Genomic DNA, 25020 nt, shown 5'->3' on the forward strand with positions numbered 1-25020 from the left:
TATTACCTAACGTTTTGGCTAGTTCCAATAGCCCTAATTTCGGTTTAATGATTTTTTGATGTAAGTTCATAATAGTTGTAATTTATATCCGTACAAAGTTAATAATTGTCAGATTAAATCCTAACTACTACACCTAAACAGCTACCTTACAATTTTCTCTTTTTTGATCCTAAGAGCGCTACTGTCTCCGGTAATCCATACTTATACACCCATGTGCGTAACGTTTCTCCATTATAGGACGCATTGATTATCCTCGAAAAATCAATATGCTGAGAAAACAAACTGATCAAATCATGCAGAAGCCTTGTAGGGTACTTGGGCTCATGGTATCTTTGAGAATTAAGTATTAAATATACTAATTTGTTGACTTCACTCGAGTTTTTTTCAAGAATGTTTACACCTTTATTTACTAAGATTTTTAGCAGCTCCTTTAACGAACTGACTTCTAGCGCTATGCTTCTGGGTAGATCTTTGATTCTTTGACCATCCACTTCGATACAACTCATAATATTTATATACTTTTCTAATGCAGCAGTAAATGGAGTGGAGACCTGATCCCAGAAACAGGTATCATTTTTTATTAGCACTTCTTCTGTTATACGACCTTGAGCATAACGATTTAACACCACAGATGAATAGCCAAATTCTATTAAATAACATATCTTTTTTCTGGTTAAAGATCCACCTTCCCCTAGTACTTGCTTGAGCATCTCTGGATTTTCACAAACTTCTGAGGAACTTAACACGATAGGAACATCAAGTGTACCATCTTTATCAACTTCCTTATAATGATCTATTAATAGCCCGATATAAGATGGCCTACAAGAGTTAGAATGGTCATTTTGTATCAGATATTCCCATGGAGAGTATTTGGTAGAAAAGGTGCCGCAACTAAGCTGATTCCTATCCACAACTGGGACAACTTTCTTAGTGATCTGCTTAGCGTTGAAAGATAGTTTTATGTCTTCCGACTTACTATAGGTCAAAAACTCATTTAGCATAGGATGCTAATTCTAAATAAACCACAAATACAAACGGAGTATCAACCTTGCAAATGGTATAGGCGGAAGCATCCGAAAGCAGACTGCCCCGATCAATCAATGGAGGAAGTTTTTGTTTAATCTTATCAAAATGCCGTTTAAAATACGTGCTTCCCGTCTAGGATTTTCTCCTCCAAACTGTTTTCTGTTGCAAGAGTGTGCACTAGAACAGGTCCACAAATATGCAACGGATTTTGAATCCACTCTATTGGTAATAGATTCCATTCAAACCTTATATACCGAGGAAAAGAAGGTGTGATAGGTAACATCAACCAGATTAAAGCTTGTACGACCCGATTGTTATATTACGCCAAAAGTAGAGGCGTAGCGCTATCTTTAATAGGGCATATCAACAAAGGTGTCACTTTAGCAGGTCCTAAATTATTGGAACATATGGTAGATACGGTATTGCAGTTCAAGAGAGACAAACCATGCTTATATCGAATGGTACGAACCATAAAGAATAGATCTGGTCCTACATCAGAAGTCGGACTAAGTGGCGAACTTAGGAGTGCCAAAAAAATGGAAGATAGAATAACAGAAGCGGAAAAAATGGGGTTTAAAGAGGTATTTATAACTGCCCATCATCAACCATTTTCTAAATCTCTTGGCATAAAAATTAACGCAATAAGCAATTTAAAAGAACTGATCGAACAGCTAAACGAAAAGGTTATTAAGAGAAAAATCAGGTGATTGGTACCCTAACCAATCACCTGATTTCACAGCTACCAAGTAGGATTTTACATCATACCACCCATTCCACCACCCATTTGAGGCATAGTAGCAGCTTTCTCCTCCTCAGGATCATCTGCTACTACACAAGCTGTAGTGAGTAAAAGAGAAGCAATAGAAGCCGCATTCTCCAATGCAAGTCTAGTTACTTTAGTTGGATCAATGATGCCAGCTGCATAGAGATCTTCAAATAGATCGGTACGGGCATTATATCCAAACGATTCTTTACCTTCTTTGACACGTTGTACTACTACAGATGCCTCACCACCTGCATTTGCCACAATAGTCCTTAAAGGAGACTCTAGTGCAAGCTTTAAAATCTTGATACCAGTCCGCTCGTCTTCATTCTCTACCGCTATGGCATCCAAGACCCCAGATGTAGCTGCACGTAACAAGGCAACGCCCCCACCTGGAACAATACCCTCTTGTACCGCTGCTCTTGTGGCATGCAATGCATCATCTACACGGTCTTTTTTTTCCTTCATTTCTACCTCTGTAGCTGCACCAATATATAGAATCGCCACACCACCAGATAGCTTCGCCAATCGTTCTTGCAGCTTTTCTTTATCGTACTCAGAAGTAGCATGGGCTATTTGTGCCTTAATCTGAGCCACTCTAGCTTCGATATCCTTCTTCTGGCCCCCACCATGCACAATAACGGTATGGTCTTTATCGATATTGACTTTTTCTGCTGTACCTAAACAATGTAAAGTAGCGGCTTCAAGCTTACAACCCTTTTCTTCAGAAATTACGGCACCTCCTGTAAGCACAGCAATATCCTCCAACATCGCTTTTCTTCTATCGCCAAATCCAGGTGCCTTTACAGCAGCCACACGCAATACACCTCGGATTTTATTTACAACCAGTGTAGCCAATGCCTCCCCATCTACATCTTCAGCAATCATCACCAATGGTCGTCCACTTTGAGAAACCGCCTCTAGAATAGGCAACAGATCTTTCATTACAGAAATCTTCTTATCACAAATAAGGATATAAGGATTAGAAAGCTCTACTTCCATTTTTTCCGTATTAGTGGCAAAATAAGGAGATAAATAGCCTCGATCAAACTCCATACCCTCCACTACTTTTACTTCTGTTTCGGTACCCTTTGCCTCTTCTACGGTAATCACACCATCTTTGCCCACCTTGTCCATAGCATCTGCAATCATTTTACCGATTTTGCTATCGCTATTAGCGGAAATAGTGGCTACCTGTTCTATTTCTTTCGAGTTGTGAATCTTTTTAGAGGTCTCCTGCAATTTTTTAACCACTGCTGCTACCCCTTTGTCTATGCCACGTTTGATATCCATAGGATTGGCACCTGCAGCGACATTTTTAATGCCGTGTGTAAAAATAGATTGTGCCAAGAGGGTAGCAGTAGTCGTACCATCTCCAGCACTATCTGCTGTTTTAGATGCTACCTCCTTGACCAACTGTGCACCCATGTTTTCTACAGGGTCTTTAAGGCTAATTTCTTTCGCCACTGATACACCATCTTTAGTAACACTAGGGGAACCAAATTTTTTATCTAAAATGACATTTCTCCCTTTTGGACCTAACGTAACCTTCACAGCATTGGCCATGGTATCAATCCCTCTCTTCAACTTTTCTCTTGCTTCTGCATCAAAAATTATATTCTTTGCCATAGTACATTATTTTAAGGTTATAAGAGCTGACTCACTATTGCCATGCTACTAAGCAATGGCATAAATATCAGATTCTTTCATAATAAGGTAGAGCTTACCATCTATCTGTAGCTCCGTACCACTATATTTCCCATAAAGGACCTTATCCCCTGCTTTAACGGTCATAGGTTCATCCTTCTTTCCTGGGCCTACTGCAATAACTTCACCTTTTTGAGGTTTTTCTTTAGCACTATCAGGGATAATAATCCCGCCTACTGTTTTCTCTTCCGCTGCTGCAGGTTCTACTAGCACCCGATCAGCCAATGGTTTTATATGAACTTTGCTCATAACGTATATTTTATAATAATAGTTGATCGTATACATCTCAATTAAAACGTACACCCTATAATCTGACTGTACGGACTTTAATCTGATCTGCATTACAACAGATTTCATGCCAAACAGATTTATGCATGGAATCTACCAAGTATAGATGGCCAAATACTGCCAATTAGTCAGTATTTAGCTATCATAGATGCATGCTTTACCCTATGAAAGTCATCTTGTATAGGTTACTGCCCTATCTGGCTACCAAATAACTTCTTGTAAGGAACTCGCAAACAAGACCTAAGCGTCATAGGTAATGAATGAAAAAGCACTTAAATTTACCTATTAGATAGAACATTGATCATCTAGCGTAGCGATTGTAAAAAGCATATGTTGCAACCTGTATCCATTACGCCTACTGAAGTATTGAATGACTACCGCATAGCCTGCGAAAGCAGGGCAGCAAGTCTATTGGCACGCAAAGAGGTTTTTGCAGGCAAGGCCAAGTTTGGGATTTTTGGAGATGGCAAAGAGGTTGCGCAACTCGCTATGGCAAAATATTTCCAAGCTGGAGATTGGCGCTCTGGTTACTACAGAGACCAAACCTTTATGGTTGCCATTGGTGCGTTAACCTGGCAACAATACTTTGCCCAATTATATGCACACGCCTCTATAGAGGCAGATCCGGCTTCTGGGGGGAGAATGATGAATAGCCACTTTGCAACCAGATTTATAGACCCAGCGGGCAATTGGCTCAATCAACTAAGCAGCAAAAATGTCTCAGCAGACCTATCCTGTACGGGTGCACAAATGCCCAGACTATTGGGACTAGCCTATGCTTCTAAACTCTACCGTGCTACTGCCTTTCAAGGCATGCAAAAAAAATTTTCTAATCAAGGGAATGAAGTTGCTTTTGGAACGATTGGCGACGCTAGTACCTCGGAGGGTATGTTTTTTGAAACCATTAATGCAGGAGGGGTTTTGCAAGTACCCATGTGTATTTCCATTTGGGATGATGGGTATGGTATCTCTGTACCCCAATCGTATCACACTACCAAGGGAGATATTTCTGCCGTTCTAGCAGGCTTTAAACGGACCAAGCGACAACCTGGTTATGCCATATTTGTTGCCAAGGGATGGGACTATTTAGAGTTATGTAGCACCTATCAGCAAGCAGTCGCGATCTGTAGAACGGAACATGTTCCTGTCCTGATTCACGTGAAAGAACTCACGCAGCCACAAGGTCATTCTACCTCTGGGTCTCACGAACGTTATAAGTCAGTAGAACGATTAAGGTGGGAAAAGGCATATGATTGCCTACCTAAGATGGCAGCATGGATGGTAACAAGTGGCATAGCCACGCAAGACAAACTCAAACAAATTGCTTTAGAGGCAGATGAAAAAGTAAAATTAGCGCAACAAAAAGCCTGGCAGGCATTAATAGATGAAAACCATCAAGAAAGACAAGCGTTGTTGACTTTGTTAAACGATATTGTATGGCCCAAAGAGGCAGCAGGCGATAATGCGCTGCCAACCATTATGGATGCAGTAGCTACCCTACCACACCCCCGTCACTTAGATACCACCCAAGCAGCCACGCAAGCCCTCTATACCTTACGGGAAGTACCTTATATGCATAAAAAGGGTATACTGGCTTGGTGGCATAAAAATAGAAGAGACAATGAAAAAAGATTTAGCAGCCATCTTTATAGCAGCTCTAGGTATGCTGCTTTAGGTGTACAAGGGCATCCACCTACTTATATCGAAAACCCTGAACAGGTAGATGGGAGAGCAATCCTATCCAGTTGTTTCAAAGCATTATTAGAACGTGATGGACGTGTGTTTGCTATTGGACAAGATTTAGGAAAAATAGGTGATGTAAACCAAGGTTTTGCAGGTCTGCAAGCGTTATATGGGCCATTGCGTGTGACAGATAGTAGCATTCGAGAATGCACGATGATTGGTCAAGGTATTGGTGCCGCTATGCGTGGACTAAGGCCTATTGTTGAAATACAATATTTGGACTACCTGCCTTATGCCCTTCAAATTATAGAAGATGATTTAGCCACGCTACATTATAGAACCAAAGGAGGCCAAAAAGCACCTATGATCATTCGGACAAGAGGCCATCGCTTAGAAGGCATTTGGCATGCCGGTTCCTATATATCGAGCATTATGCATGCCATCAGGGGCATCTATCTACTTGTACCGCGTAACATGACCCAAGCAGCCGGTTTCTATAATACGATGATACAATCCGATGATATTGCTTTAATCATTGAGTGTTTAAACGGCTACCGCTTAAAGGAGCCTATGCCTAGTAATGTAGCGACCATGACCATACCTATAGGTGTACCCGAGTTACTACGTCTAGGCAACGATGTGACCATTGTGACCTATGGTGCAATGTGTGGTATTGTTTGTGCCGCAGCAGATAAGCTTACTGCTTTAGGTATTACATGTGAAGTCATTGATGTACAAACCTTATTACCTTTTGATGTACATCATAGTATTGTAAAATCATTGGCCAAAACCAATCGCATTGTTTTTGCAGATGAAGATGTGCCAGGTGGTACGACCGCCTATATGATGCAACAAGTATTGGAAGTACAGCATGGCTATGCCATGTTGGATGCGCCACCCATGACCATTAGTAGTCAACCCCATCGACCTGCCTATGGAGATGATGGCAACTATTTTTCTAAACCTAATATAGAAGAAGTAGTGGGTAAAATATATATGATGATGCATCAAGTAGATCCACTACGCTACCCAGCTATATTCTGATAAGTAGCCTGATATCTTATCTTAGCCCCTACTATTAGGATTTTTAAATAGTTTTAAATAAGCTAAGCAGCTGTCTATTTATTTTGACCTGGATAGCTATCAGCATAACTTTTTGTAGGTATCTGTTCACATTATTAACCAGTAACGTGAAAAGATACTATTAACCAATGGCGCAAATAGATACTTTTATTTGAAAATCAACGAAAACATTCCTTAGGTTGAGGCCATTGGCTGAACACATACCGGTATAGATTGCTTTAGGTATAGCTTCATCCGGAATAAAAGATACATGCATCCTAATGCATAAACGTAGTGCATAAACTATCTTCTTGCATCAAATGCTTCAGCCGTAACCGTTTCAGTTACTACAGTTATTTGTTCTTTTATAAAATATATAGCCTTATCTCTGCTCAACTGATTATGCAATTTGGAATAATATTTACTCCCTTCATTACCCTGTAGAAAAGAAAGGGTACCTGCATGAATAGCCGCATCACTGGTGTCGATTTGCAAACCATTGTTATGGGCATAATCAAGATATGCGCGTTTGGTCTCATCTACTACATCCGATGACGTAACGGCTAAGCCATTCTGACGCACTATACTGCCTAACAGGATTTCCCATTTTAAGCTTTCTTCATGGGCATGATAGTAGTCTTCTACCTTCTTGAGCGTGGCCTCTGGATTATTTATGAAAAGCCACCTTTTAAGATAATCCTCCGGGAGGTTAACTACATTATGCTTACACAAGGCCTCCCGTAGCTGCGCATAGAAGGCATGACGCGCTTCTGTACGTTTGTCGAATAAGATAATTTTACGAATAGCCTCTCTAAACTCACTTTCAGAAGTAGCAACCCCTTTGCCTAATACACGATCAAAAAGCTCAGGCTCAATAGGTGCTGGGGTAACACGAAGGATATTATCAACCGTAAAAATAGCTGGCCAAGCAGATGGACACCTTTTAAAGGTAGCAAGCTGACCAGAACTTATACTTAAAAGGGTAGAAAAATGCCTCTCCAACATCTCCTCTGTGACCATCACCTGATCACCCACACGAAGCCCTATAAATGGTGCACGCAAATGCTCAGGAATATGTATGATAGAAATACGAATATCGAGACCAACTGCCTCGGTACTATCTATAAGTGTACCATGCAATATAGCGTCTAGTGCACTTGTTTCAAGCTGAACAGATTGACCATGCACAAGTTGCAACCCTGTTAAAAACTCATCCACCAATTTAGGTCCAACATTATCTATTTCAAACTCAGTAACAGAAATATCAGGGCCTAATACAATAGAACGCTCTTCCATTAACCCAACTTCATAAAAGAAAGTAAACGTATGTTGATTTTGAAGATCCATCGTTTTAGCAGGGGTAGTGCAAAGTGGCTCTATAAAAATGGGAATAGACGCTTGCGTAATGTACTCCTTTAAAGCAGCTCCAGCGACTTTATCCAGCTCCTCAGCAAGAATAGAAGAGCCATACATCTTTTTAATAAGATCTGTAGGAGCAGCTCCCAACCTAAAGCCCTTCAAACGAACATGCTGCGCATAATGCTTTAGCTGTTTATCGACACATGACTTATAATCAGGTTCGTGTAACGTAATGGAAATAACCCCATAATTAGGATTGATTTTATTAAACTGGATATCCAAGGTACAAGAGACTTTAAAAGCTAAAAAACGAATGTTTTAACATATATAATACAGTACGGATGAAGGGACTCGAACCCCCACACCTTGCGGTACTAGATCCTAAGTCTAGCGCGTCTACCTATTCCGCCACATCCGTAGGACAGGAGGAGAAAAAGATTATCTCCCTTACAAAAATAGAAAAAACAAGCTTCTCAAGCAAATAACAAGCAAAAAGGTGTGGTATTATAGCTTGCTCTGCTCCCATCAGCCACCCAACCAACTATTCAACCCTTGCTGCACGGGCAATTCCTCAAAAAGCATGCGATAGATGGCTGCTGTTATAGGTGCCTGTCTCCCATAAGATTGCATCAGTTGGTGCATGGCTTTAACCGTTTGCACCCCTTCAGCAACCTCTTTGGCTGTGCGTAAGATATCGGCTAATGTTTCACCTTTAGCCAACCGATAACCAATGGTATAATTTCTACTAGCCGTGCTGCCACAAGTGGCGATTAAATCGCCTAGACCTGCTGGCCCTAATAAAGCACTTTTGCTGATGCGCATTGTGGTCATGATGGAACCCATTTCTGAGATGGCCCTGGTTATAAAAAAAGCATAGGTATTAGATGAATAGCCCATACCTCCTATGATACCTGCACCAATGGCAAAAATATTTTTTAACACACTACATATTTCTACACTAAGGCAATCATGCGTCTGGTAGACATGAAACCAATCATTGGTTAAAAGCTGCGCACCTACAGCTAACACCTTCTGACTAGCACTGGCAACAACAGTAACAGCAGGATACTTTTGCGCTAACTCCGCAGACAAATTAGGACCAGCTAAACAACCAACCTGTTTTACCACCGTCTCCTCGAGCATTACGCGACTCATAGTAACCCCATGATGGTTAGGCAGTGGACCATTTTGAGAAAAATCGAATCCTTTGGTGCCATGTATAAGGATGTGGTCTGGTCTAAGCGCTGCAGCGATCTGTCGCATCAATCCACGAAATTTAGCAGCAGGTACTACTGGAAAAATAACAGAACAAGTGCGCAAGACCATTACCCAATCATTTGTAACCACCACATTAGCTGCAAGTGGCTGATCCGCAACACTACGGCTGCTTTGCGCAGCAAAAGCCTGTTCCGCTTTATACGTATACAAAAATACACGATGTGCATTAGGTGCCACTACATTGGCAATAGCAGTACCAAACTTTCCAGCTCCTAAAACCGCTACCACTTTATTCAATCGCTTCGAGGCCATACCCAGTTAGTCTATTATGGTAATAAAATAATGTCAAAAGATCTTGAATCACCAAATCGCCATCTTCCATTACCACTAATGGAGCTTGGGCATGATAGATCCCTAATTTAGTCCATCCATCTTCAGCAATCGCATCCAACGAACCATCCCGTACAATCGGACTAAAATCTATTTTTTGCGCTGTATAAAGCTGTTGCAACGCTTTATAGGTATGCGCAAACGCTACTATAAAATCAGCACGGGGAATAATGATATCCCTTAAATCCATTGAAAAGCCCGCTCTCTTTTGCGCCAATTCATAGGCTACAAAGGCTACTAGGTGGCTGCTTAATACGGTATTTATACGATAATAGGCTGCTACAATTTTATGGCTAAGGGCTTGTACAGAGTCATCTGAACGTTTCCTAGGAACTGTTTGTACAGGAAGATCAAGAAACTGTTGATATAAATCTATGACTTGACCTTGTGCATCATAACTACGGCCCTCCATGTCTACCCTATTCCCTATAACATCTAAAGGACTACCTATACTAATAAATATTTCTGAGCCTTTAAACAATATATTTTTGCTGAATAAAAGGTTCGTATAACAACAACCTTGTTGCTCCGGAACAGCCCCGGAACCTTCTATTTGAACTGATTCACGTATCAATTGATAGGCTTCTAAAACACAATGGTAATTGAGTACGATGGGCACAATAAAAAGTTTCTTCGCACCCGCCCCGTAGTTGTGAAAGTTGTTTGCCTGTGCCTCAAAGGGGGCACCCAAGAAGCCTAATTTTAAATTGGACTCTAAGGCACCTGATCGACTACGGGTCCCTCCTGGATAAAATAGCATATGGCAGCCCCATTCCAGTATAAGGCAGGCATAATCTTTCTGCACTTGTAAGTAGGGTATCATTTTTTTACGACGATCTACCTTATAGGTTCCTAGCTTATTAAAAATATAACGAAACCCTTTATGATTAAACAAATTTAAGCCTGCACCCCAGGTCAAAGGAGGCAAGCCTAATTGTCTCATAGCCAATCCTATTACTACAGAATCCCAATTACTGGTATGTGTAGGAACTAGAACAAGCGTGCCGATTTGGGCCAATGCATGAAGCATATCTGTTTGACCCATCAAATGAAACTTTTCTTGTAACCTTTGGTGGCGAAAGGTCCAACGTTCTACTCCGGAGCCAAAACAATCGGGTTTCAGTAGATTAATAAAGGTATGGTGGGTCATTGTGGCTACAAACCTATAGTGGCGCACACTAAAGTAACTACAAATCTCCTTTACGTAACGTTCTATAACCTGTTGTAATAGCTTAGTGGCTGCCACTTTACTGGCAATAGAATCGGACATGGTCTCCCAAAAGAGTCGGTCATCTTTAGGATCACAGGTCCATGGGTCTGATGCTATTCTTGCCAACTCCCTAGAAGTGGTCTGTATCAATACTCGGTAAAGCGCTGCATCCGTAGGATGGCGTGCACACAAAGATTTAAAACTTTTATTCACTACCTCCCGCAAAAAATTTTTATGCTGCTTATGAAGTAGGGTAATGGGCCAATGACTGGGTTGAGACACAATAGATATAAACGGATCTTGAGTAGACATATAGTATCTATTTTAACAGAATAAGGTGTAATTTACGGCCAAATGGGTGAGATACAAAAGACTTACCGAATCGCTTGGTATGGCAAGATAACAAGATCAAAATGAATATTTATTATTTCTCAGAAAAAATTAACTTTCGATTAAAACAAAAAAGAAAAATTTCTACTTGGCTACAAAGGGTTATCCAGCAAGAAGGCTACACACTAGAACAACTTAGCTTTATTTTTTGCACGGATCACTATTTGCATGCTAAAAATATAGCCTACTTAGGTCATGATACGTTAACAGATGTGATTACCTTTCCATACGCCACGAAGCCTACAACCATCTGGGGGGATATCTATATAAGTATTGAACGAGTCAGTGAAAATGCGCAAGCATATAATCGAAAAATGGTAGAAGAACTCTATACAGTAATGGTACATGGTCTATTGCACCTCTTGGCTTACAATGATCATAAACCAGAAGAAAAATTGATTATGAGAGAAAAAGAATATTTTTATCTAAACCAACTAAAAGGAATTATAAACATTTAATGGTAGGAACGGAAACGTATCTTTCCAAGTCACTGGTTTTTTGTTAAAAACAACGCCCGTGTAAAAACACCTTACTAACCAGTATCCGTGCATAGACAAATAAAAACAGGTGTTTTTGGCCTTACTTTTAACTTAGTTACCGCCCCCTCATCCTTTTTCAAAACACATCTGCAATGCCTCTTGGGCGGCCGTTTCCAAGACTTCTACTATGTCGCCATCCAAATATTTCTTTGCCAAACAAATATCTACTGTAAGCGTCTCCTTAGCCATATCGGACACCTGCACCTTATGGGTATAACCACAAGCATGCCGTAAGTCATACAACCGCTCAGCCAATTTAATACAAAGCACAAAAAGCTGATCTCGGTTCACTACCTTATTGCGTTGATTATCCACATAGAGGCCAGATGGCTCTATCTCTCGACGGTCACCTATAGATACAATAGATTGTACAAAAGAAAAAACATCTAGGCTATAATTCGCCTTAATATATGAAAGCGGCAAGTCGGCATAAACTACTAAATCATACAACAAAGCAGCATAGATGGGTTCAGGTACATAAGCTACCCAATCTGTTACCAAACGTGCAATACCTACCGCACGGACATAAAACAACTCCCCTGATAGATGACGCTTAAAGGCATAGCAACGCCTGAGCAATAGAAATATTTCATCCAGCACACCAATACGGATATTACACATTTTACATGCATAATCATTGAATTTACTTAACACTACCATGGAAGCCTCTATTTCACTTTTGCTGATAAGCCTATTTGCAACCGTTATATTGGTGAGCATCTCATCACGAACGGCGGTTACATGACAAGGCAAAACCAATAAGTTAGCCTTTTGTTTAGAAGTAGGAAATTGGAGATAACCATAATGGGCCCGAACCATCCTTTCTATGGGCTGCTTTTGCACATTTACACTTTCTGAAATAACCTCATTAAGTGTGCCTGTTAGTTCTCTTCCCTCTGTAATATCCTCATAATGCGTATGCACTGAAGGTAAGGTGGAAAGCGGTGTCTCCACACTGCTCACTATTAAAGCTATGGCTGGAAAGGTAATGTCGGGGAAACGTTGTTTCTTAATAGGGGCATATTTATGATATTTTAACTGCGTGGTATGGAGTTGAATACGTATAGATGCAGCTTGACTTACGTGAGCAGTACGCAAAATAACAGCTACCAATAAATGGGTAACCTGGCGCACATCACATATGATCTTACCAGTCAAATCAAGATTTTTTGGTACTATGATCAGCTTTGGCGCAGCGTCGCTTGAGCCGTTTAAAACCACTTCTACTTCCTGTAATAATGCACCTAGCACTATTTCAGTGGGTAGCAATGGTAAATGTATGTTAGATTGAATATGATGTCTTAAAAAGATAGACCATGCAGAAAACTTATGCACAATAGCACCCAAATCCTCCTTATACAGGGGCTCATCTTCTAAAAATAAAGGGGATTCCATCACTTCTTCCACTACTTTCTGCAAAAAAGTCACATCTCTTTCTGAATAATTCTCCTTAGCATTAAGATGTAGATGACGGCTAATTTGCTTTAACTTGAATGCATAATCTTGCGTTCGTTTCAACTTAGCTTTATGCTTTAAGTGGCGGTTGTGCGCTCTATAATCAGCTATTTGGACTTTAACGTAAATAATCATCGTAAAAATCAATATGCTAAACCCAAATAGAGCGATCATATCATCCGTCAATTCGATCACGTGATCCACAGAACAAAAGACATATATGATGGCCCACAACATAACTGCTAAAATAGCAATCCCTAAAGGCAAGGGAAAGGCAGATAGGATTACAGAGCAATGCGCTAGAGATAGTTTTAATAAAAATGGATAATCGGTTACACGCCACCAATGCCAAAGCAAATTGATAGGCAGGCAAAATAGGGCACCTATTAGCCAAAATCGCGTCACTTCCCAAGATGGTACTTCTTTCTTAGAAACAATCGCATAACCTATCAGCCAAACACCTGCAGCGAATTGGAGGGTATACCAATAGATCAAACCCTTACCTATATAGCTTAATACCGAAGTAGTGATGATCACATAACAACCGGTATAGCCAATTACAGCATTACTGGGCTTAAGCTTGATGAGCTTTTCGCGTGCGTAAGAAGCGCGCAGCAAGAAAAAAGAAATAACTATAACGGTAAGGAATAAAGCCTGGAATGATATCATAAATAATATAATAAAAAACTATAAAGCAAATCTGAAAATGCAGACCATGATAAGCATTTTTTATTACACAGTCAAAGATTATAATGCGCTTATACCCATCTAGCCATCTGACCAAAGATCCACCACCATGCTACTATGCTTATCTAAATCCACACAAAACAATACACAGATTACCCCTGCGCACCCTGCACGCTAAAGTCCATGAACTTAAGGAATTAATTCTATTGATTATTAAATAGAATAGAAATTTTTTCACAAGGCTGACTTTTTTATCAAGCAAAAAGAAAGGCCACAAGCGCTTTATATTTTTAAAAAAATATCTAGATTGCATAGTTTTTTACGCGATAGATTGGATACCCCTGCACAACCAGGGACTGGTTATAAATGATTGATATCCGTTCTTAGGGGTAAATGTATTATATTGGTCCAGACCCTATTTGGAATATTAATCTGGAAAGGTTTTTGTATACCTGTTTTAACCCATGTAAATGGTCTCCATACAACTTAAATTTGCCAAGTACCAAGCTGCTGGAAATGATTTTATTATCATAAATAATTTAGAAGACCAGTATTATACATATGACCCTATTCTAACCCAACAGCTATGCCATCGACAATTTGGTGTTGGTGCAGATGGCATCATTACCATTGAAAAAAAAGGAGGTTATGACTTTGCCCTATTGCACTACAATGCAGACGGCAGCCAAGGGGGTGGACTGTGTGGAAATGGCAGCCGATCAGCGATTCACTATGCACAGCAACTAGGCATAATAGATCAAAAAGCCCACTTTATGGCTATAGATGGCTTACACACAGGTTATATAGCTAATGACCTGGTACACTTAACCTTACAGGATGTAGCTCTCATTCAACCACTAGAAAGCGGCTATTTCCTAGACAATGGCACACGCCATTATGTAGAGATGGTAGATGCCATTCACGAGGTCAATATGCAAGTAGTTGGTTTTCCAAGGAGAAATATGCACCCATTTGAAAAAGAGGGTATTAATCTTAATTTTGTACAACTGGTTGAAAAAGACACGATCATAGTCCGCACATGTGAATGTGGATTGGAAACAGAACCCTTATCTTGTGGCACAGGCGTTGTTGCTAGTGCACTGGTTGCCAGTGCCCATCATGGATTAAACAGCCCCATAACCGTGCGCACTAAGGGGGGCAAACTCCAGGTAACCTTTAGAAGATTAGCTGATGGCTGTTTTAGCCATATTCATTTGGTTGGGCGTGTGTATCAGTCTTTTCATGGCATGGTGCATCTAACTACTCCCCTTACCGAATGGAATACACTATAACGATTTGTTTTTATTTGATCCTATACCTACAATGATTCATTTTGAAAAATTTACATTATCTAATGGCCTACAAGTTATTGTGCATGAAGATCCAACCAGCCACATTGCGGTAATGAACCTAATGTATGATGTAGGTGCCCGAGATGAACACCCTTTAAAAACAGGTTTTGCTCACCTATTTGAACACTTAATGTTTGGTGGCTCCTGTCATATTCCTGTCTACGATACCCCTTTGCAACAAGTAGGTGGTGACAACAATGCCTATACGACTACAGACCTAACCAATTACTATTGTTCCCTACCTGCTGTTAACCTAGAAACAGCTTTTTGGCTTGAATCCGACCGCATGCTTGGGCTTGCATTTAACGAAAAATCACTTGAAGTACAACGCAAGGTAGTAGTGGAAGAGTTTAAAGAACATTACCTCAACCAACCCTATGGTGATGCATGGCACCATTTGACCGATCTAGCCTATACGACCCATCCTTACAAATGGCCCACTATTGGTCAAACATTAAGCCACATAGAAAATGCTACTATGGACGAGGTAAAAGCTTTTTTTTATAAATTCTATAGACCCAACCATGCGATTTTAGTAGTTGCGGGTAAGGTGACCAGTGCACAAGTAGCTGCATTGTGTAAAAAATGGTTTGAACCCATTCCAGCTGGCCCTGCTTACCATAGAGCTTTGCCGCAAGAGCCCGCACAAGTATGTCCCAGACGAAAAGTAGTTCAGGGGGATGTCCCCTTTCCTATTTTGTATAAAGCCTACCATATGCCAGGAAAAGGCATGCCTGGCTACTATGCAGCAGCAGTATTATGCCACTTACTCAGCGAAGGAAAGTCTGCTTTGCTACATGCCAACCTGGTAGAAAAACAAGCCCTTTATACCAAAATAGATGCTTATACGACAGAATCATTCGACCCTGGTCTATTGGTGATTAGTGGTAGTTTTCCCCAAAACACTCCATTCGAATCAGCAGAAAATGCTTTAATAGAGGTATTAAAAACTATTCAGCATACCTCTCCTGTGGCATTAGAAAAGGTAAAAAATCAGATGGAAACACAACTAATTTTTGGTCAAGTAAGCCTGATACATCGTGCACAAGAATTAGCAATCGCTACCCTACAAGGCGACACCAACTTGGTAAATAAGAAAATTGAGTATATTAGGCAAGTTGAGTTAGACGCCATTCAAGCAAGTGCTGAGCTAATTTTACAAGAACAAAATTGTAGTACGCTCCACTACCAAACTATTTCGTAAACCAACGGGAACACAAATTAGATATACTATGTTTCAGAGCCTTAGCAAAAACCTAGAAAAAGCGATAAAGTCCTTAAAAGGGCAAGGTCGCATTACAGAAATAAACATTGCTGCTACGATAAAAGAAATCCGTAGAAGTCTGGTTCAGGCAGACGTACATTACAAAGTAGCCAAGCAAGTTACAGATGCGATTAAACAAAAAGCGATTGGAACCAATGTGCTGACATCTGTTTCACCGGGTCAGCTCTTTACAAAACTGGTGCAAGACGCCTTAACCGATTTAATGGGTGGCACGCATAGTCAAGTACGCCTTACAGGTCATCCAGCTGTTATACTAGTAGCCGGTCTACAAGGAGCCGGGAAAACCACCTTAACAGGCAAACTGGCACATTATTACCAAAAGAAAAATAAAACACCTCTCTTAGTCGCTTGTGACGTCTACAGACCTGCAGCAGCTGAACAACTTAAAAAACTAGGCGCAGGGCTTAATGTAAGCGTTTATACAGAGCCAGCAGAAACCAATCCCCATACGATTGCGCAAAATGCCATTCAAGAAGCTAAAAACAAAGCCATGGACCTTGTAATTGTAGATACTGCAGGTCGTTTGGCTATTGATGAGGTGATGATGCAAGAGCTGCGCATGCTAAAAGAAAAGTTAAAACCCTCTGAAACGCTTTTTGTAGTGGACGCTATGGCAGGCCAAGACGCCGTTACCACCGCACAAGCTTTTAATAAGCAGCTTAATTTTGATGGAGTAGTACTTACCAAACTAGATGGAGATGCCCGTGGAGGTGCAGCCCTTTCTATTCGTAGTGTAGTAGATAAGCCTATTAAGTTCATCAGCACAGGTGAAAAGATGGAGGATCTAGATCTTTTTCATCCTGATCGTATGGCCAGCCGTATTCTGGGCATGGGGGATGTGGTTTCCTTTGTAGAACGCGCAGAAGCCGTTTATAACGAAGAACAACAACGTAGTTTACAACAAAAAATCAAAACCAATCAATTTAACTTGGAAGATTTAGTTCACCAAATCAGACAAATTAAAAAAATGGGGAGTCTAAAAGAGATGGTGAGCATGCTACCCGGCCTAGGAAAGGCAGTGCAAGACCTGCCGATAGACGACAATATGTTTAACAGCTGCGAAGTAATCATAGCCTCTATGACGCCTAAAGAAAGAAGGAATCCACCTATCATTGACCAAAGTCGTCGGGAACGTATTGCACGTGGCAGCGGGAAAACGATCCAAGAGGTGCATCAATTACTCAAACAGTTTGACATGATGCATAAAATGATAAAAAAAATACCTAAAGAAGGATTCAACCTATTCGGCAGTTTGCCAGGGCTCCTTAAAAAAACAAGGTAACCATAGATCCGCTTTTTTCTAGCCTCCGCTATGAGCAGAGGGCATACAAATTAAGTAATGCATATAACCCCCATTTAAATTTGCAAGTGGATGATTTTATGGTTACATTTGCCTAGGCTAAGTTTAAATTTATTGTAATAAACACTATGAAGTTGACAAATCAAAATAAAGAAAATAAAGCAGAACAGGCATTTGTATTTAACCACTCGGAAAAAGGCAATCTTTTTAAGACTTTTGGATTTCAAAAATCTGAACAAGATAGTGGTTCTTCTGAATCACAGATTACACTCTTTACATACAGAATTAAACATTTAACAGAACACCTCAGTGTTAAAAAGAAAGATCATGCTGCAAAGCTAGGTCTTTTAAAGTTAGTCGGTAAGCGCAAAAGGTTATTAGCCTACCTTAAAAAAGAAGACTTAAGCCGTTATAGAGATATTATTACCAACCTTGGTTTAAGGAAGTAATGGCTCTTTGTTGCCCTTGCATCGCATTTGTTTATTTTCAATACTTTTCCTATATCATCTTATGAAGCACAAAGTGCTATGAGCAGCATCTTATTGTATATTTTTTCCTGCTCTTTAAATGAATTTGATGCCGTTGTATATCATCATTCCATTATACGTATATGCTCAGAAAACTAATTTCAAAAACGATACCATTACCAGATAATCGGTTTATTACTATAGAAACAGGTAAATTAGCCACGCAAGCTGATGGTTCTGTTCTGGTCCGAATGGGTAATACCATGTTGTTGGCCGCTGTAGTAGCTAAACCCACTGCAGAAGAAAGTACTTTTTTACCCCTTTCTGTAGATTACCAAGAAAAATTTGCTGCCTCTGGTAAAATACCTGGAGGCTTTCTAAAGCGAGAAGGTAGGCTAGGAGACCATGAAATTCTCATTGCTAGATTGGTTGACCGCGCCATTCGTCCTCTTTTTCCAAAGGGGTTGAATATTGATATTCAGGTAAATATATCGTTAATATCTGCTGACGAGACCATTTTACCAGATGCATTGGCTGCCTTAGCAGCTTCTGCTGCCTTATCTATTTCTTCTATTCCATTCAATGGGCCTATTTCTGAGGTACGTGTAGCGCGTGTAGATGGTGATTTTCTAATCAATCCATCTGCTCACCTGCTTGAGAAAGCTGATATCAACCTAATGGTAGCGGCTAGTGATGATCATATACTTATGGTAGAGGGCGCCATGCATGAAGTGCAAGAAGCGGATATGATAGCAGCGATTCGTCATGCCCATGATGCGATTAAGCTACACTGTGCCGTGCAACGGGCGCTTATGGAGGCAGTGGGCATTGAAAAAACAATAGATAAAGTTGGCAAAACTACATTAGGCTACCCAACTGCCTTACGTGAGGCCATTTATGCCGATCTATATGCAGTTGCCAAACAACATATACCTTCTAAAACTTTGCGTAAAGAGGCTTTTATGGCGGTAGCGCACCGCTACACTGAGCAGCTTACCAAAGATCAAAATGGAGGAGAAGTAGCTGCTGCGCAGCAAAAAGAATTTTTGCTTGAACTCCAAAATCAAGCCATTCGCGCACTGGTATTAAATGAAAACATTCGTTTAGACGGTCGTCGATTAGACCAAGTTAGGCTGATTGAGTCTGAAATAGATTTCCTACCTTCTGCACATGGTTCTGCACTCTTTACAAGAGGTGAAACGCAATCACTTACTACCGTTACACTTGGGAGTAAGTTCGATGAGCAAATCATTGATCGAGCTATGGAAGATGGCTATAATCGTTTTATGCTCCATTATAATTTCCCTGGCTTTTCTACTGGGGAGGTGAAACCCAATAGAGGCCCTTCTCGTCGAGAAATAGGGCATGGCAACTTAGCGATGCGGGCCTTAAAAGCCGTCTTACCACCTGATAAAGAAAACCTCTATACCATACGTGTGGTATCTGATATTCTTGAATCAAATGGATCTTCCTCTATGGCTACCGTTTGTGCCGGTTCTTTAGCCCTAATGGATGCAGGCATTCCCATTAAAGCAGCGGTTTCAGGTATTGCTATGGGCATGATTACAGATCCAACTACAGGACGCTTTGCTGTTTTATCTGATATTTTAGGCGATGAAGATCAGGTTGGTGATATGGATTTTAAGGTAACAGGTACCCATCAAGGTATTACCGCATGCCAGATGGATATGAAAGTAGCTGGTATTTCCTATGAAATGTTGGAAACCGCCCTGCACCAAGCCAAAGCAGGTAGATTACATATCCTGAAAAAAATGGAGGAAACCATAACTGCTCCTCGTCCAAACAGCAAGCCTCATGCGCCTAAAATCATCACTATGGAGGTTGAAAAAGAGATGATTGGCGCCATTATTGGACCAGGTGGAAAGGTCATACAAGAAATTCAAAAAGAGACCTATACCACTATAGATATTTCCGAACAGGGCTATAAAGGTATTGTGACCATATTTGCTGGGAATCAAGAAATGTTGGAAAAAGCAGTGAACAGCATAAAGACGATTACTGCTAAGCCAACCATTGGTGATATATATATGGGAAAGGTTAAGTCTGTACTAAACTATGGCGCATTTGTAGAGTTTATGCCTGGTAAAGATGGGTTTTTACATGTTTCAGAAGTGCGCTTAGACCGCATTGAAAACTTAGAAACGGTATTAGAAATTGGAGAAGAATTACAAGTAAAGCTGATTGGGGTAGAGCCTAAAACAGGTAAATATAGGTTATCACGTAAGGTACTACTGGATGTGGTAGCAGCTGGAGGATAAAGGATCCTATTTTTCATATTTATATTTAACGTAGCAAACCATGAGACAGCTAAAGATAAGTAAACAGATCACCAATCGTGAAAGTCAGTCCTTAGATAAATATCTTCAGGAAATCGGTAGAGTGCCATTGCTTAGTGCGGATGAAGAAGTTGAGCTTTCCAAAAAAATTAGAATGGGCGACAGGGCTGCCTTTGAAAGGCTTACCAAGGCCAATCTTCGATTTGTGGTATCCGTTGCCAAGCAATATCAAAACCAAGGACTCTCCTTGAGTGATTTGATTAATGAAGGCAACCTTGGCCTCATTAAATCTGCGCAACGGTTTGATGAAAAGAGAGGCTTTAAGTTTATCTCTTATGCCGTTTGGTGGATTAGACAATCCATATTGCAAGCCCTAGCCGAGCAGGCTAGAATTGTACGTTTGCCCTTGAATCGCATTAGCTCACTCAGTAAAATTTCCAGAACATTTTCTCGTTTAGAGCAAAAATATGAAAGAGAACCCACTGTGGAAGAGTTAGCACAATTTTTAGAGGTTGATCCGGAAGAGGTACGCGGTGCGTTAAAAGTGGCAGGACGTCATATCTCTGTAGATGCGCCCTTTTTGCAAGGTGAAGAAAACAGCCTATTGGATGTGTTGGAAAGTGATGTAGAAAAAAAGCCAGATAGTGAGTTAATGAATGACTCTTTATGTAAAGAAATCCAACGTGCATTGGCTGTACTGACCCCTAGAGAGCGTGATGTACTCTGCTATTACTTTGGCCTGAACAATACAGAAATACTGACTCTAGAAGAGATAGGTGCCCGATTTGGTCTAACGCGGGAACGCGTACGTCAAGTAAAAGAAAAAGGTATTAAAAAACTAAAAGCAGCCGTTAGCAGCGAGACACTCAAATGCTACTTAGGGTAATGGATCAACCTATATCTTCTATACCACTCGTTATCATTGGAGGCGGTCCAGCTGGTTATACTGCTGCGATTTACGCTGCCCGAGCAGGTCTGGATCCCGTTTTGTACCAAGGTCCCAACCCAGGTGGTCAATTAACCATTACAGGGGAGGTGGAGAATTATCCTGGCTATAAAAATGGCATAACAGGCCCTGCTATGATGGAAGATTTTCAAGCGCAAGCAGAACGGTTTGGCGCTATAATCAAAGCGGGTACCATCACTAAGGTAGATTTTAACACCTATCCACGACGGTTAACGCTAGACAACGGTGTCACTATACTGGCTCAAGCCGTTATCATTGCAGCTGGTGCTTCTGCGAAATGGCTAGGTTTACCAGCAGAAAAAAAGCTATATGGAAAAGGGGTTTCTGCTTGTGCCATTTGTGATGGCTTCTTTTTTAAGGATAAAAACGTTGTCGTAGTAGGTGGAGGCGATACCGCTGCAGAGGAGTCCTTGTATTTAGCCAACCTTTGCCACAAGGTCCATCTTTTAGTGCGTAAGGACCACATGCGTGCTAGTAAAATTATGCAAGAACGGGTGTTTAAAAAAGCAAACATTCAAGTCTGGTTTCAAACAGAGGTGAAAGATATTATAGGCCAAGAGGCTGTAGAAGCCATAGAGGTCATCCATGCAACGGCCATTACCCATATAGAAGCAGCTGGTTTATTTGTTGCAATAGGCCATCAACCCAATACCTTGCCCTTTCTACCCTATATACATGTAGACCACCAAGGGTACATTCAAACCAAGCCAGGCACTACACAAACCAACATTCCTGGGGTCTTTGCAGCTGGAGATATTCAAGATCCACACTATAGACAAGCAGTAACCGCTGCTGGCACAGGTTGTATGGCTGCACTAGATGCAGAGCGTTTTTTGCAACAACCCCATGGCCATTTGCAAAACGCGCACAATCATTAACCAGTAATGCATCGACACTCCTACTTGCAATCATTGTTTTGGTTATTGCTCAGTATACTTTCAAGTTGCTTGAATGATTTGGTAACCAAGTACTTAATCACAGAACTAAGCGCTTGCCAAATCTGTTTCTTACGTTTTGCATTTGGCAGTTTGCTTTTAGTACCCTTTATCTACCATAGGGGGTCTTTTAAAACACAACGTCCACTGCTGCATGTATGGAGGGGGCTATTTTTATCCATTGCCATGGGTTTATATGCCTATAGCCTCACCCAGATGACCATGAGTAGCGCAACCGTAATCGGATTTACCAATCCTATTTTTGTACTGATCCTAGCAAGAATTTTTCTTAAAGAAAAAGTAGCCTTCCCGATATGGATGGCCACACTATTGACTTGCATAGGTATGGCTTTAATATTGCGTCCTACTATGTACAATAGTGCATCCTTATCCTGTATATTGGCAACCCTTGTTTTTGCCTCACTAGATGTTATTAATAAAAAGTATGTGACATGTGAGCCGATGCTTTCCATGCTTTTCTTTTCCAACTTAGTCGCCTCCTGTTGCATGTTACCAGTAGCCTACTGCTATTGGCAAACCCCTACCCTATTTGAATTATGTTTTGCAACCATATTGGGTATTGGGAGCAATCTTATTCTTTACTTTCTATTAAAAGCTTTGCATCAGTCAACCGTAGCCTCCTTAGCACCTATGAAATATACCGAATGGCTACTTTCTATCCTATTCGGTTATCTTTTCTTTCAAGAATGGCCAACTTTTAGCACTTGTTTGGGAGCTGGTATTATTATTTCTTGCACCTGCTTTATTGTTTATTACCAAAATCGATAATCAAAAGGCTAGAACCTACAAAAATCATATCCATGCAACCCATGGTATCAATTTAAGGGAAATCGTATCTGTTCAATTAATGGCGTCAACTTAAGGAATATCTATTCTAACACAGAGATAGAAATGGCTAATTCGTACAGGGCTGCATATGTCCGCCAATAAAAAGTTGGCACACAGTAAAAGTAATGAAACGAACTGTTTTTCCATCTGTAAGATGTCACTTTCAGCGGCTTTTTGCCGAGGGCTTGATTTTTTGTCCACTTTTTTATGAAGAAAAAAGTGGGATACAATCCATTATTAACCAGTAATGTGAACAGATGCAAAATGACAGTTTACATGCGCATGTTACTTCTATATTAATTATAATACATATATATCAAAATGTATCATTTTAGTCAATGATCGGATCACACTATTTAAAAATATAGGAAATAAGAAAAAGGCAACAAATATTATTTATTTTTCGTATCATTATCTTATAAAAATGATCACCATGCAACACATTTTATTTAAAAGATCGCTTCTATACCTCATTTTAAATTTTACATTATGCTATGCTATGGTGACTGGTTGTGATCGGTGTAAAGGAACAGTCGATAAATCGACGAACATAACCATAGCACCAGAGTCTACAAAAATACCACAAAACAACACAACAATAGATACAAAAGATACTGATTCTGATGCAGTTGCATCCAAAAACCAACCTGACGAAAATAAAAAAAGGCAAGAAAAAGATAGTGAAGCACAAGAAGAAGATAATGACGATAATAACGATGAAGAGGAGGAAGACGATGAAGAAGAGGACGAAGAAAAAGATCTAGAAGCAATGCTTAACCACCTAGAAAGTGTGTTACAGGACGACATAGAGCCAAATAAAAATAGTGTACCACAAGAGACATTCAATAGTACACCTGTACCTTCTGCGCCTCCATATGATGAAACTTGGTCTAAAGATCCCTATTATTTTACCCCTCCTCCTCCATATACGCCAAAGCCAGGAAACGACACATATGATCCGGACTATACGTCTCTAAACAACGCCCCTAACCCTATTCCATCTACTACAGATAAAAAGTATAATGGTACATGTACACCATTGATTCAGTGGTGCAAAGCAACGCTAGCAAAAGATAGACACATTCTACGCCATAAGATCCAGAAGCTCAAGTTTAACATAAAATCCTTTACAAAACCTATAGATGAACTTACAAAAAACTGTAAGAAATTAGAAGATAAAAGGACTAATTACCAGCAATTACTAGAAATACGCAAGAAGAAAAAGGATCATCCAGAGCTACTTGATGAAAAAGATCAAGAGTTACTTGCGTTGTACCAACATACAAGTGATGCACACTATAATCTCAAGATTCAAAAGCTAAGATTGCATATAGGAATTGTGAAAACAGTGATTAAAAAAAAGCAGGAAAGAAATAAAAAAAAGGAAAAAAAGGAAAAAAAAGTATCTAATAAGTATAGAAAAGAATTAGAAACATTAGAAAAGAAAAAAAACATTTACATGGAAGTCACAAAAGCAAAAATGTACGAAAATTGTTTCCGAGAGGGCCTTGATGAAAACCAAAAGAAGTTACTTCAACAATACGGACACAACACTGAGAAACAAATCGAGTCAAAGGTCAAAGACCTAGACGAAAAAATTAAGGAAATATGTATCAAGCTAAACAAACTACAAGCAAAAATAAATCCATTCGATGATGCATAATTTGTAGTAGTCAAGATTTAATCTGACAGGCAGTAAAAATTTAAGTATTAAAGTTGTCCGTTAAGTTAAATGTGTCAGTTAGGTTGTTAAGATAAGCGATTTGATTATTTTTTTCAAAGACTAATTTT

At 40.1% G+C, this 25020-nt stretch carries 20 protein-coding genes, 1 tRNA gene and 1 pseudogene; 13 read left to right on the top strand and 9 right to left on the bottom strand.

What is annotated here, in order from left to right; all coding sequences use genetic code 11:
• Nucleotides 1-146: 146 nt before the first annotated feature.
• Nucleotides 147-1001 (bottom strand): hypothetical protein, encoded by an 855-nt coding sequence (locus NLX65_RS02510; RefSeq protein WP_260536865.1) that lies wholly within the window; start codon nt 999-1001, stop codon nt 147-149.
• 130 nt (nt 1002-1131) lie between these two features.
• Between NLX65_RS02510 and NLX65_RS02515 the strand changes: the two genes are divergently transcribed.
• Both NLX65_RS02515 and NLX65_RS02520 read left to right on the top strand, forming a co-directional pair.
• Nucleotides 1132-1299 (top strand): hypothetical protein, encoded by a 168-nt coding sequence (locus NLX65_RS02515; RefSeq protein WP_260536869.1) that lies wholly within the window; start codon nt 1132-1134, stop codon nt 1297-1299.
• Nucleotides 1296-1733: a DNA repair protein RadA gene (locus NLX65_RS02520; protein WP_260536871.1), complete on the top strand. Its 438-nt coding sequence runs from the start codon at nt 1296-1298 to the stop codon at nt 1731-1733. Before NLX65_RS02515 ends, NLX65_RS02520 begins: the two co-directional genes overlap by 4 nt.
• Before the next feature lie 47 nt (nt 1734-1780).
• Here the strand turns inward: NLX65_RS02520 and groL are convergent, their stop codons facing one another.
• Both groL and NLX65_RS02530 read right to left on the bottom strand, forming a co-directional pair.
• Nucleotides 1781-3418, bottom strand: a complete 1638-nt coding sequence (gene groL, locus NLX65_RS02525; protein WP_260536873.1) for a chaperonin GroEL — start codon at nt 3416-3418, stop codon at nt 1781-1783.
• A 48-nt stretch (nt 3419-3466) separates the two neighbouring features.
• Entirely contained in the window at nt 3467-3745 is a 279-nt protein-coding gene (locus NLX65_RS02530; RefSeq protein WP_260536907.1) for a co-chaperone GroES, read from the bottom strand.
• Nucleotides 3746-4114: 369 nt separating this feature from the next.
• Between NLX65_RS02530 and NLX65_RS02535 the strand changes: the two genes are divergently transcribed.
• Nucleotides 4115-6511 (top strand): alpha-ketoacid dehydrogenase subunit alpha/beta, encoded by a 2397-nt coding sequence (locus NLX65_RS02535; protein WP_260536875.1) that lies wholly within the window; start codon nt 4115-4117, stop codon nt 6509-6511.
• A 160-nt stretch (nt 6512-6671) separates the two neighbouring features.
• Here the strand turns inward: NLX65_RS02535 and NLX65_RS02540 are convergent, their stop codons facing one another.
• From NLX65_RS02540 to NLX65_RS02560, 5 genes are all read right to left on the bottom strand, one after another.
• Nucleotides 6672-6806, bottom strand: a complete 135-nt coding sequence (locus NLX65_RS02540) for a hypothetical protein (protein ID WP_260536877.1) — start codon at nt 6804-6806, stop codon at nt 6672-6674.
• Between the two features lie 26 nt (nt 6807-6832).
• Nucleotides 6833-8170 carry a trigger factor family protein gene (locus NLX65_RS02545; RefSeq protein ID WP_260536879.1) on the bottom strand — a complete coding sequence of 446 codons (1338 nt, stop codon included), beginning with the start codon at nt 8168-8170 and terminating at the stop codon, nt 6833-6835.
• Between the two features lie 54 nt (nt 8171-8224).
• Nucleotides 8225-8306: transfer RNA gene (locus NLX65_RS02550), tRNA-Leu, on the bottom strand.
• A 107-nt stretch (nt 8307-8413) separates the two neighbouring features.
• Complete coding sequence (locus NLX65_RS02555; protein WP_260536881.1) at nt 8414-9418, bottom strand: NAD(P)H-dependent glycerol-3-phosphate dehydrogenase; 1005 nt, start codon at nt 9416-9418, stop codon at nt 8414-8416.
• Nucleotides 9396-11018: a 1-acyl-sn-glycerol-3-phosphate acyltransferase gene (locus NLX65_RS02560; RefSeq protein ID WP_260536883.1), complete on the bottom strand. Its 1623-nt coding sequence runs from the start codon at nt 11016-11018 to the stop codon at nt 9396-9398. The genes NLX65_RS02555 and NLX65_RS02560 overlap by 23 nt, the downstream gene beginning before the upstream one ends.
• A gap of 101 nt (nt 11019-11119) precedes the next feature.
• On the opposite strand from NLX65_RS02560, the gene ybeY reads away from it, so the two are divergent.
• A complete protein-coding gene (gene ybeY, locus NLX65_RS02565; protein ID WP_260536885.1) occupies nt 11120-11554 on the top strand; it encodes an rRNA maturation RNase YbeY in 435 nt (144 codons plus the stop codon).
• 147 nt (nt 11555-11701) lie between these two features.
• Here ybeY and NLX65_RS02570 read toward each other — a convergent pair whose 3' ends face one another.
• The gene (locus NLX65_RS02570) at nt 11702-13759 is read right to left on the bottom strand and encodes an HD domain-containing protein (RefSeq protein ID WP_260536887.1); all 2058 of its coding nucleotides are present in this window, start codon (nt 13757-13759) and stop codon (nt 11702-11704) included.
• A gap of 488 nt (nt 13760-14247) precedes the next feature.
• Between NLX65_RS02570 and dapF the strand changes: the two genes are divergently transcribed.
• From dapF to NLX65_RS02615, 9 genes and pseudogenes are all read left to right on the top strand, one after another.
• Nucleotides 14248-15069 carry a diaminopimelate epimerase gene (dapF, locus tag NLX65_RS02575; protein ID WP_260536889.1) on the top strand — a complete coding sequence of 274 codons (822 nt, stop codon included), beginning with the start codon at nt 14248-14250 and terminating at the stop codon, nt 15067-15069.
• A gap of 31 nt (nt 15070-15100) precedes the next feature.
• Entirely contained in the window at nt 15101-16333 is a 1233-nt protein-coding gene (locus NLX65_RS02580; protein ID WP_260536891.1) for a M16 family metallopeptidase, read from the top strand.
• 28 nt (nt 16334-16361) lie between these two features.
• Nucleotides 16362-17696 (top strand): signal recognition particle protein, encoded by a 1335-nt coding sequence (ffh, locus tag NLX65_RS02585; protein ID WP_260536893.1) that lies wholly within the window; start codon nt 16362-16364, stop codon nt 17694-17696.
• A gap of 192 nt (nt 17697-17888) precedes the next feature.
• A pseudogene (gene rpsO / locus NLX65_RS02590) lies at nt 17889-18163 on the top strand (30S ribosomal protein S15).
• 161 nt (nt 18164-18324) lie between these two features.
• Nucleotides 18325-20460, top strand: a complete 2136-nt coding sequence (locus NLX65_RS02595; protein WP_260536897.1) for a polyribonucleotide nucleotidyltransferase — start codon at nt 18325-18327, stop codon at nt 20458-20460.
• A gap of 40 nt (nt 20461-20500) precedes the next feature.
• The gene (locus NLX65_RS02600; RefSeq protein ID WP_260536899.1) at nt 20501-21364 is read left to right on the top strand and encodes a sigma-70 family RNA polymerase sigma factor; all 864 of its coding nucleotides are present in this window, start codon (nt 20501-20503) and stop codon (nt 21362-21364) included.
• Nucleotides 21364-22323, top strand: coding sequence for a thioredoxin-disulfide reductase (gene trxB / locus NLX65_RS02605; RefSeq protein ID WP_260536901.1), 960 nt, complete (start codon nt 21364-21366; stop codon nt 22321-22323). The genes NLX65_RS02600 and trxB overlap by 1 nt, the downstream gene beginning before the upstream one ends.
• A 6-nt stretch (nt 22324-22329) precedes the next feature.
• Nucleotides 22330-23169 carry a DMT family transporter gene (locus NLX65_RS02610; protein WP_260536903.1) on the top strand — a complete coding sequence of 280 codons (840 nt, stop codon included), beginning with the start codon at nt 22330-22332 and terminating at the stop codon, nt 23167-23169.
• A 559-nt stretch (nt 23170-23728) separates the two neighbouring features.
• Nucleotides 23729-24892 (top strand): hypothetical protein, encoded by a 1164-nt coding sequence (locus NLX65_RS02615; RefSeq protein WP_260536905.1) that lies wholly within the window; start codon nt 23729-23731, stop codon nt 24890-24892.
• Nucleotides 24893-25020: the final 128 nt, after the last annotated feature.

The organism is Candidatus Cardinium sp. TP (genome assembly GCF_025215055.1).
GTDB lineage: Bacteria > Bacteroidota > Bacteroidia > Cytophagales > Amoebophilaceae > Cardinium.

What these genes read in the sequence shown, in the direction of transcription:
- NLX65_RS02510 (WP_260536865.1), bottom strand. Translation starts at nt 1,001, where the DNA reads ATGCTAAATGAGTTTTTGACCTATAGTAAGTCGGAAGACATAAAACTA.
- NLX65_RS02515 (WP_260536869.1), top strand. Translation starts at nt 1,132, where the DNA reads ATGCCGTTTAAAATACGTGCTTCCCGTCTAGGATTTTCTCCTCCAAAC.
- groL (WP_260536873.1), bottom strand. Translation starts at nt 3,418, where the DNA reads ATGGCAAAGAATATAATTTTTGATGCAGAAGCAAGAGAAAAGTTGAAG.
- NLX65_RS02530 (WP_260536907.1), bottom strand. Translation starts at nt 3,745, where the DNA reads ATGAGCAAAGTTCATATAAAACCATTGGCTGATCGGGTGCTAGTAGAA.
- NLX65_RS02535 (WP_260536875.1), top strand. Translation starts at nt 4,115, where the DNA reads ATGTTGCAACCTGTATCCATTACGCCTACTGAAGTATTGAATGACTAC.
- NLX65_RS02540 (WP_260536877.1), bottom strand. Translation starts at nt 6,806, where the DNA reads ATGCATGTATCTTTTATTCCGGATGAAGCTATACCTAAAGCAATCTAT.
- NLX65_RS02555 (WP_260536881.1), bottom strand. Translation starts at nt 9,418, where the DNA reads ATGGCCTCGAAGCGATTGAATAAAGTGGTAGCGGTTTTAGGAGCTGGA.
- NLX65_RS02560 (WP_260536883.1), bottom strand. Translation starts at nt 11,018, where the DNA reads ATGTCTACTCAAGATCCGTTTATATCTATTGTGTCTCAACCCAGTCAT.
- ybeY (WP_260536885.1), top strand. Translation starts at nt 11,120, where the DNA reads ATGAATATTTATTATTTCTCAGAAAAAATTAACTTTCGATTAAAACAA.
- NLX65_RS02570 (WP_260536887.1), bottom strand. Translation starts at nt 13,759, where the DNA reads ATGATATCATTCCAGGCTTTATTCCTTACCGTTATAGTTATTTCTTTT.
- dapF (WP_260536889.1), top strand. Translation starts at nt 14,248, where the DNA reads ATGGTCTCCATACAACTTAAATTTGCCAAGTACCAAGCTGCTGGAAAT.
- NLX65_RS02580 (WP_260536891.1), top strand. Translation starts at nt 15,101, where the DNA reads ATGATTCATTTTGAAAAATTTACATTATCTAATGGCCTACAAGTTATT.
- ffh (WP_260536893.1), top strand. Translation starts at nt 16,362, where the DNA reads ATGTTTCAGAGCCTTAGCAAAAACCTAGAAAAAGCGATAAAGTCCTTA.
- NLX65_RS02595 (WP_260536897.1), top strand. Translation starts at nt 18,325, where the DNA reads ATGCTCAGAAAACTAATTTCAAAAACGATACCATTACCAGATAATCGG.
- NLX65_RS02600 (WP_260536899.1), top strand. Translation starts at nt 20,501, where the DNA reads ATGAGACAGCTAAAGATAAGTAAACAGATCACCAATCGTGAAAGTCAG.
- trxB (WP_260536901.1), top strand. Translation starts at nt 21,364, where the DNA reads ATGGATCAACCTATATCTTCTATACCACTCGTTATCATTGGAGGCGGT.
- NLX65_RS02610 (WP_260536903.1), top strand. Translation starts at nt 22,330, where the DNA reads ATGCATCGACACTCCTACTTGCAATCATTGTTTTGGTTATTGCTCAGT.
- NLX65_RS02615 (WP_260536905.1), top strand. Translation starts at nt 23,729, where the DNA reads ATGGTGACTGGTTGTGATCGGTGTAAAGGAACAGTCGATAAATCGACG.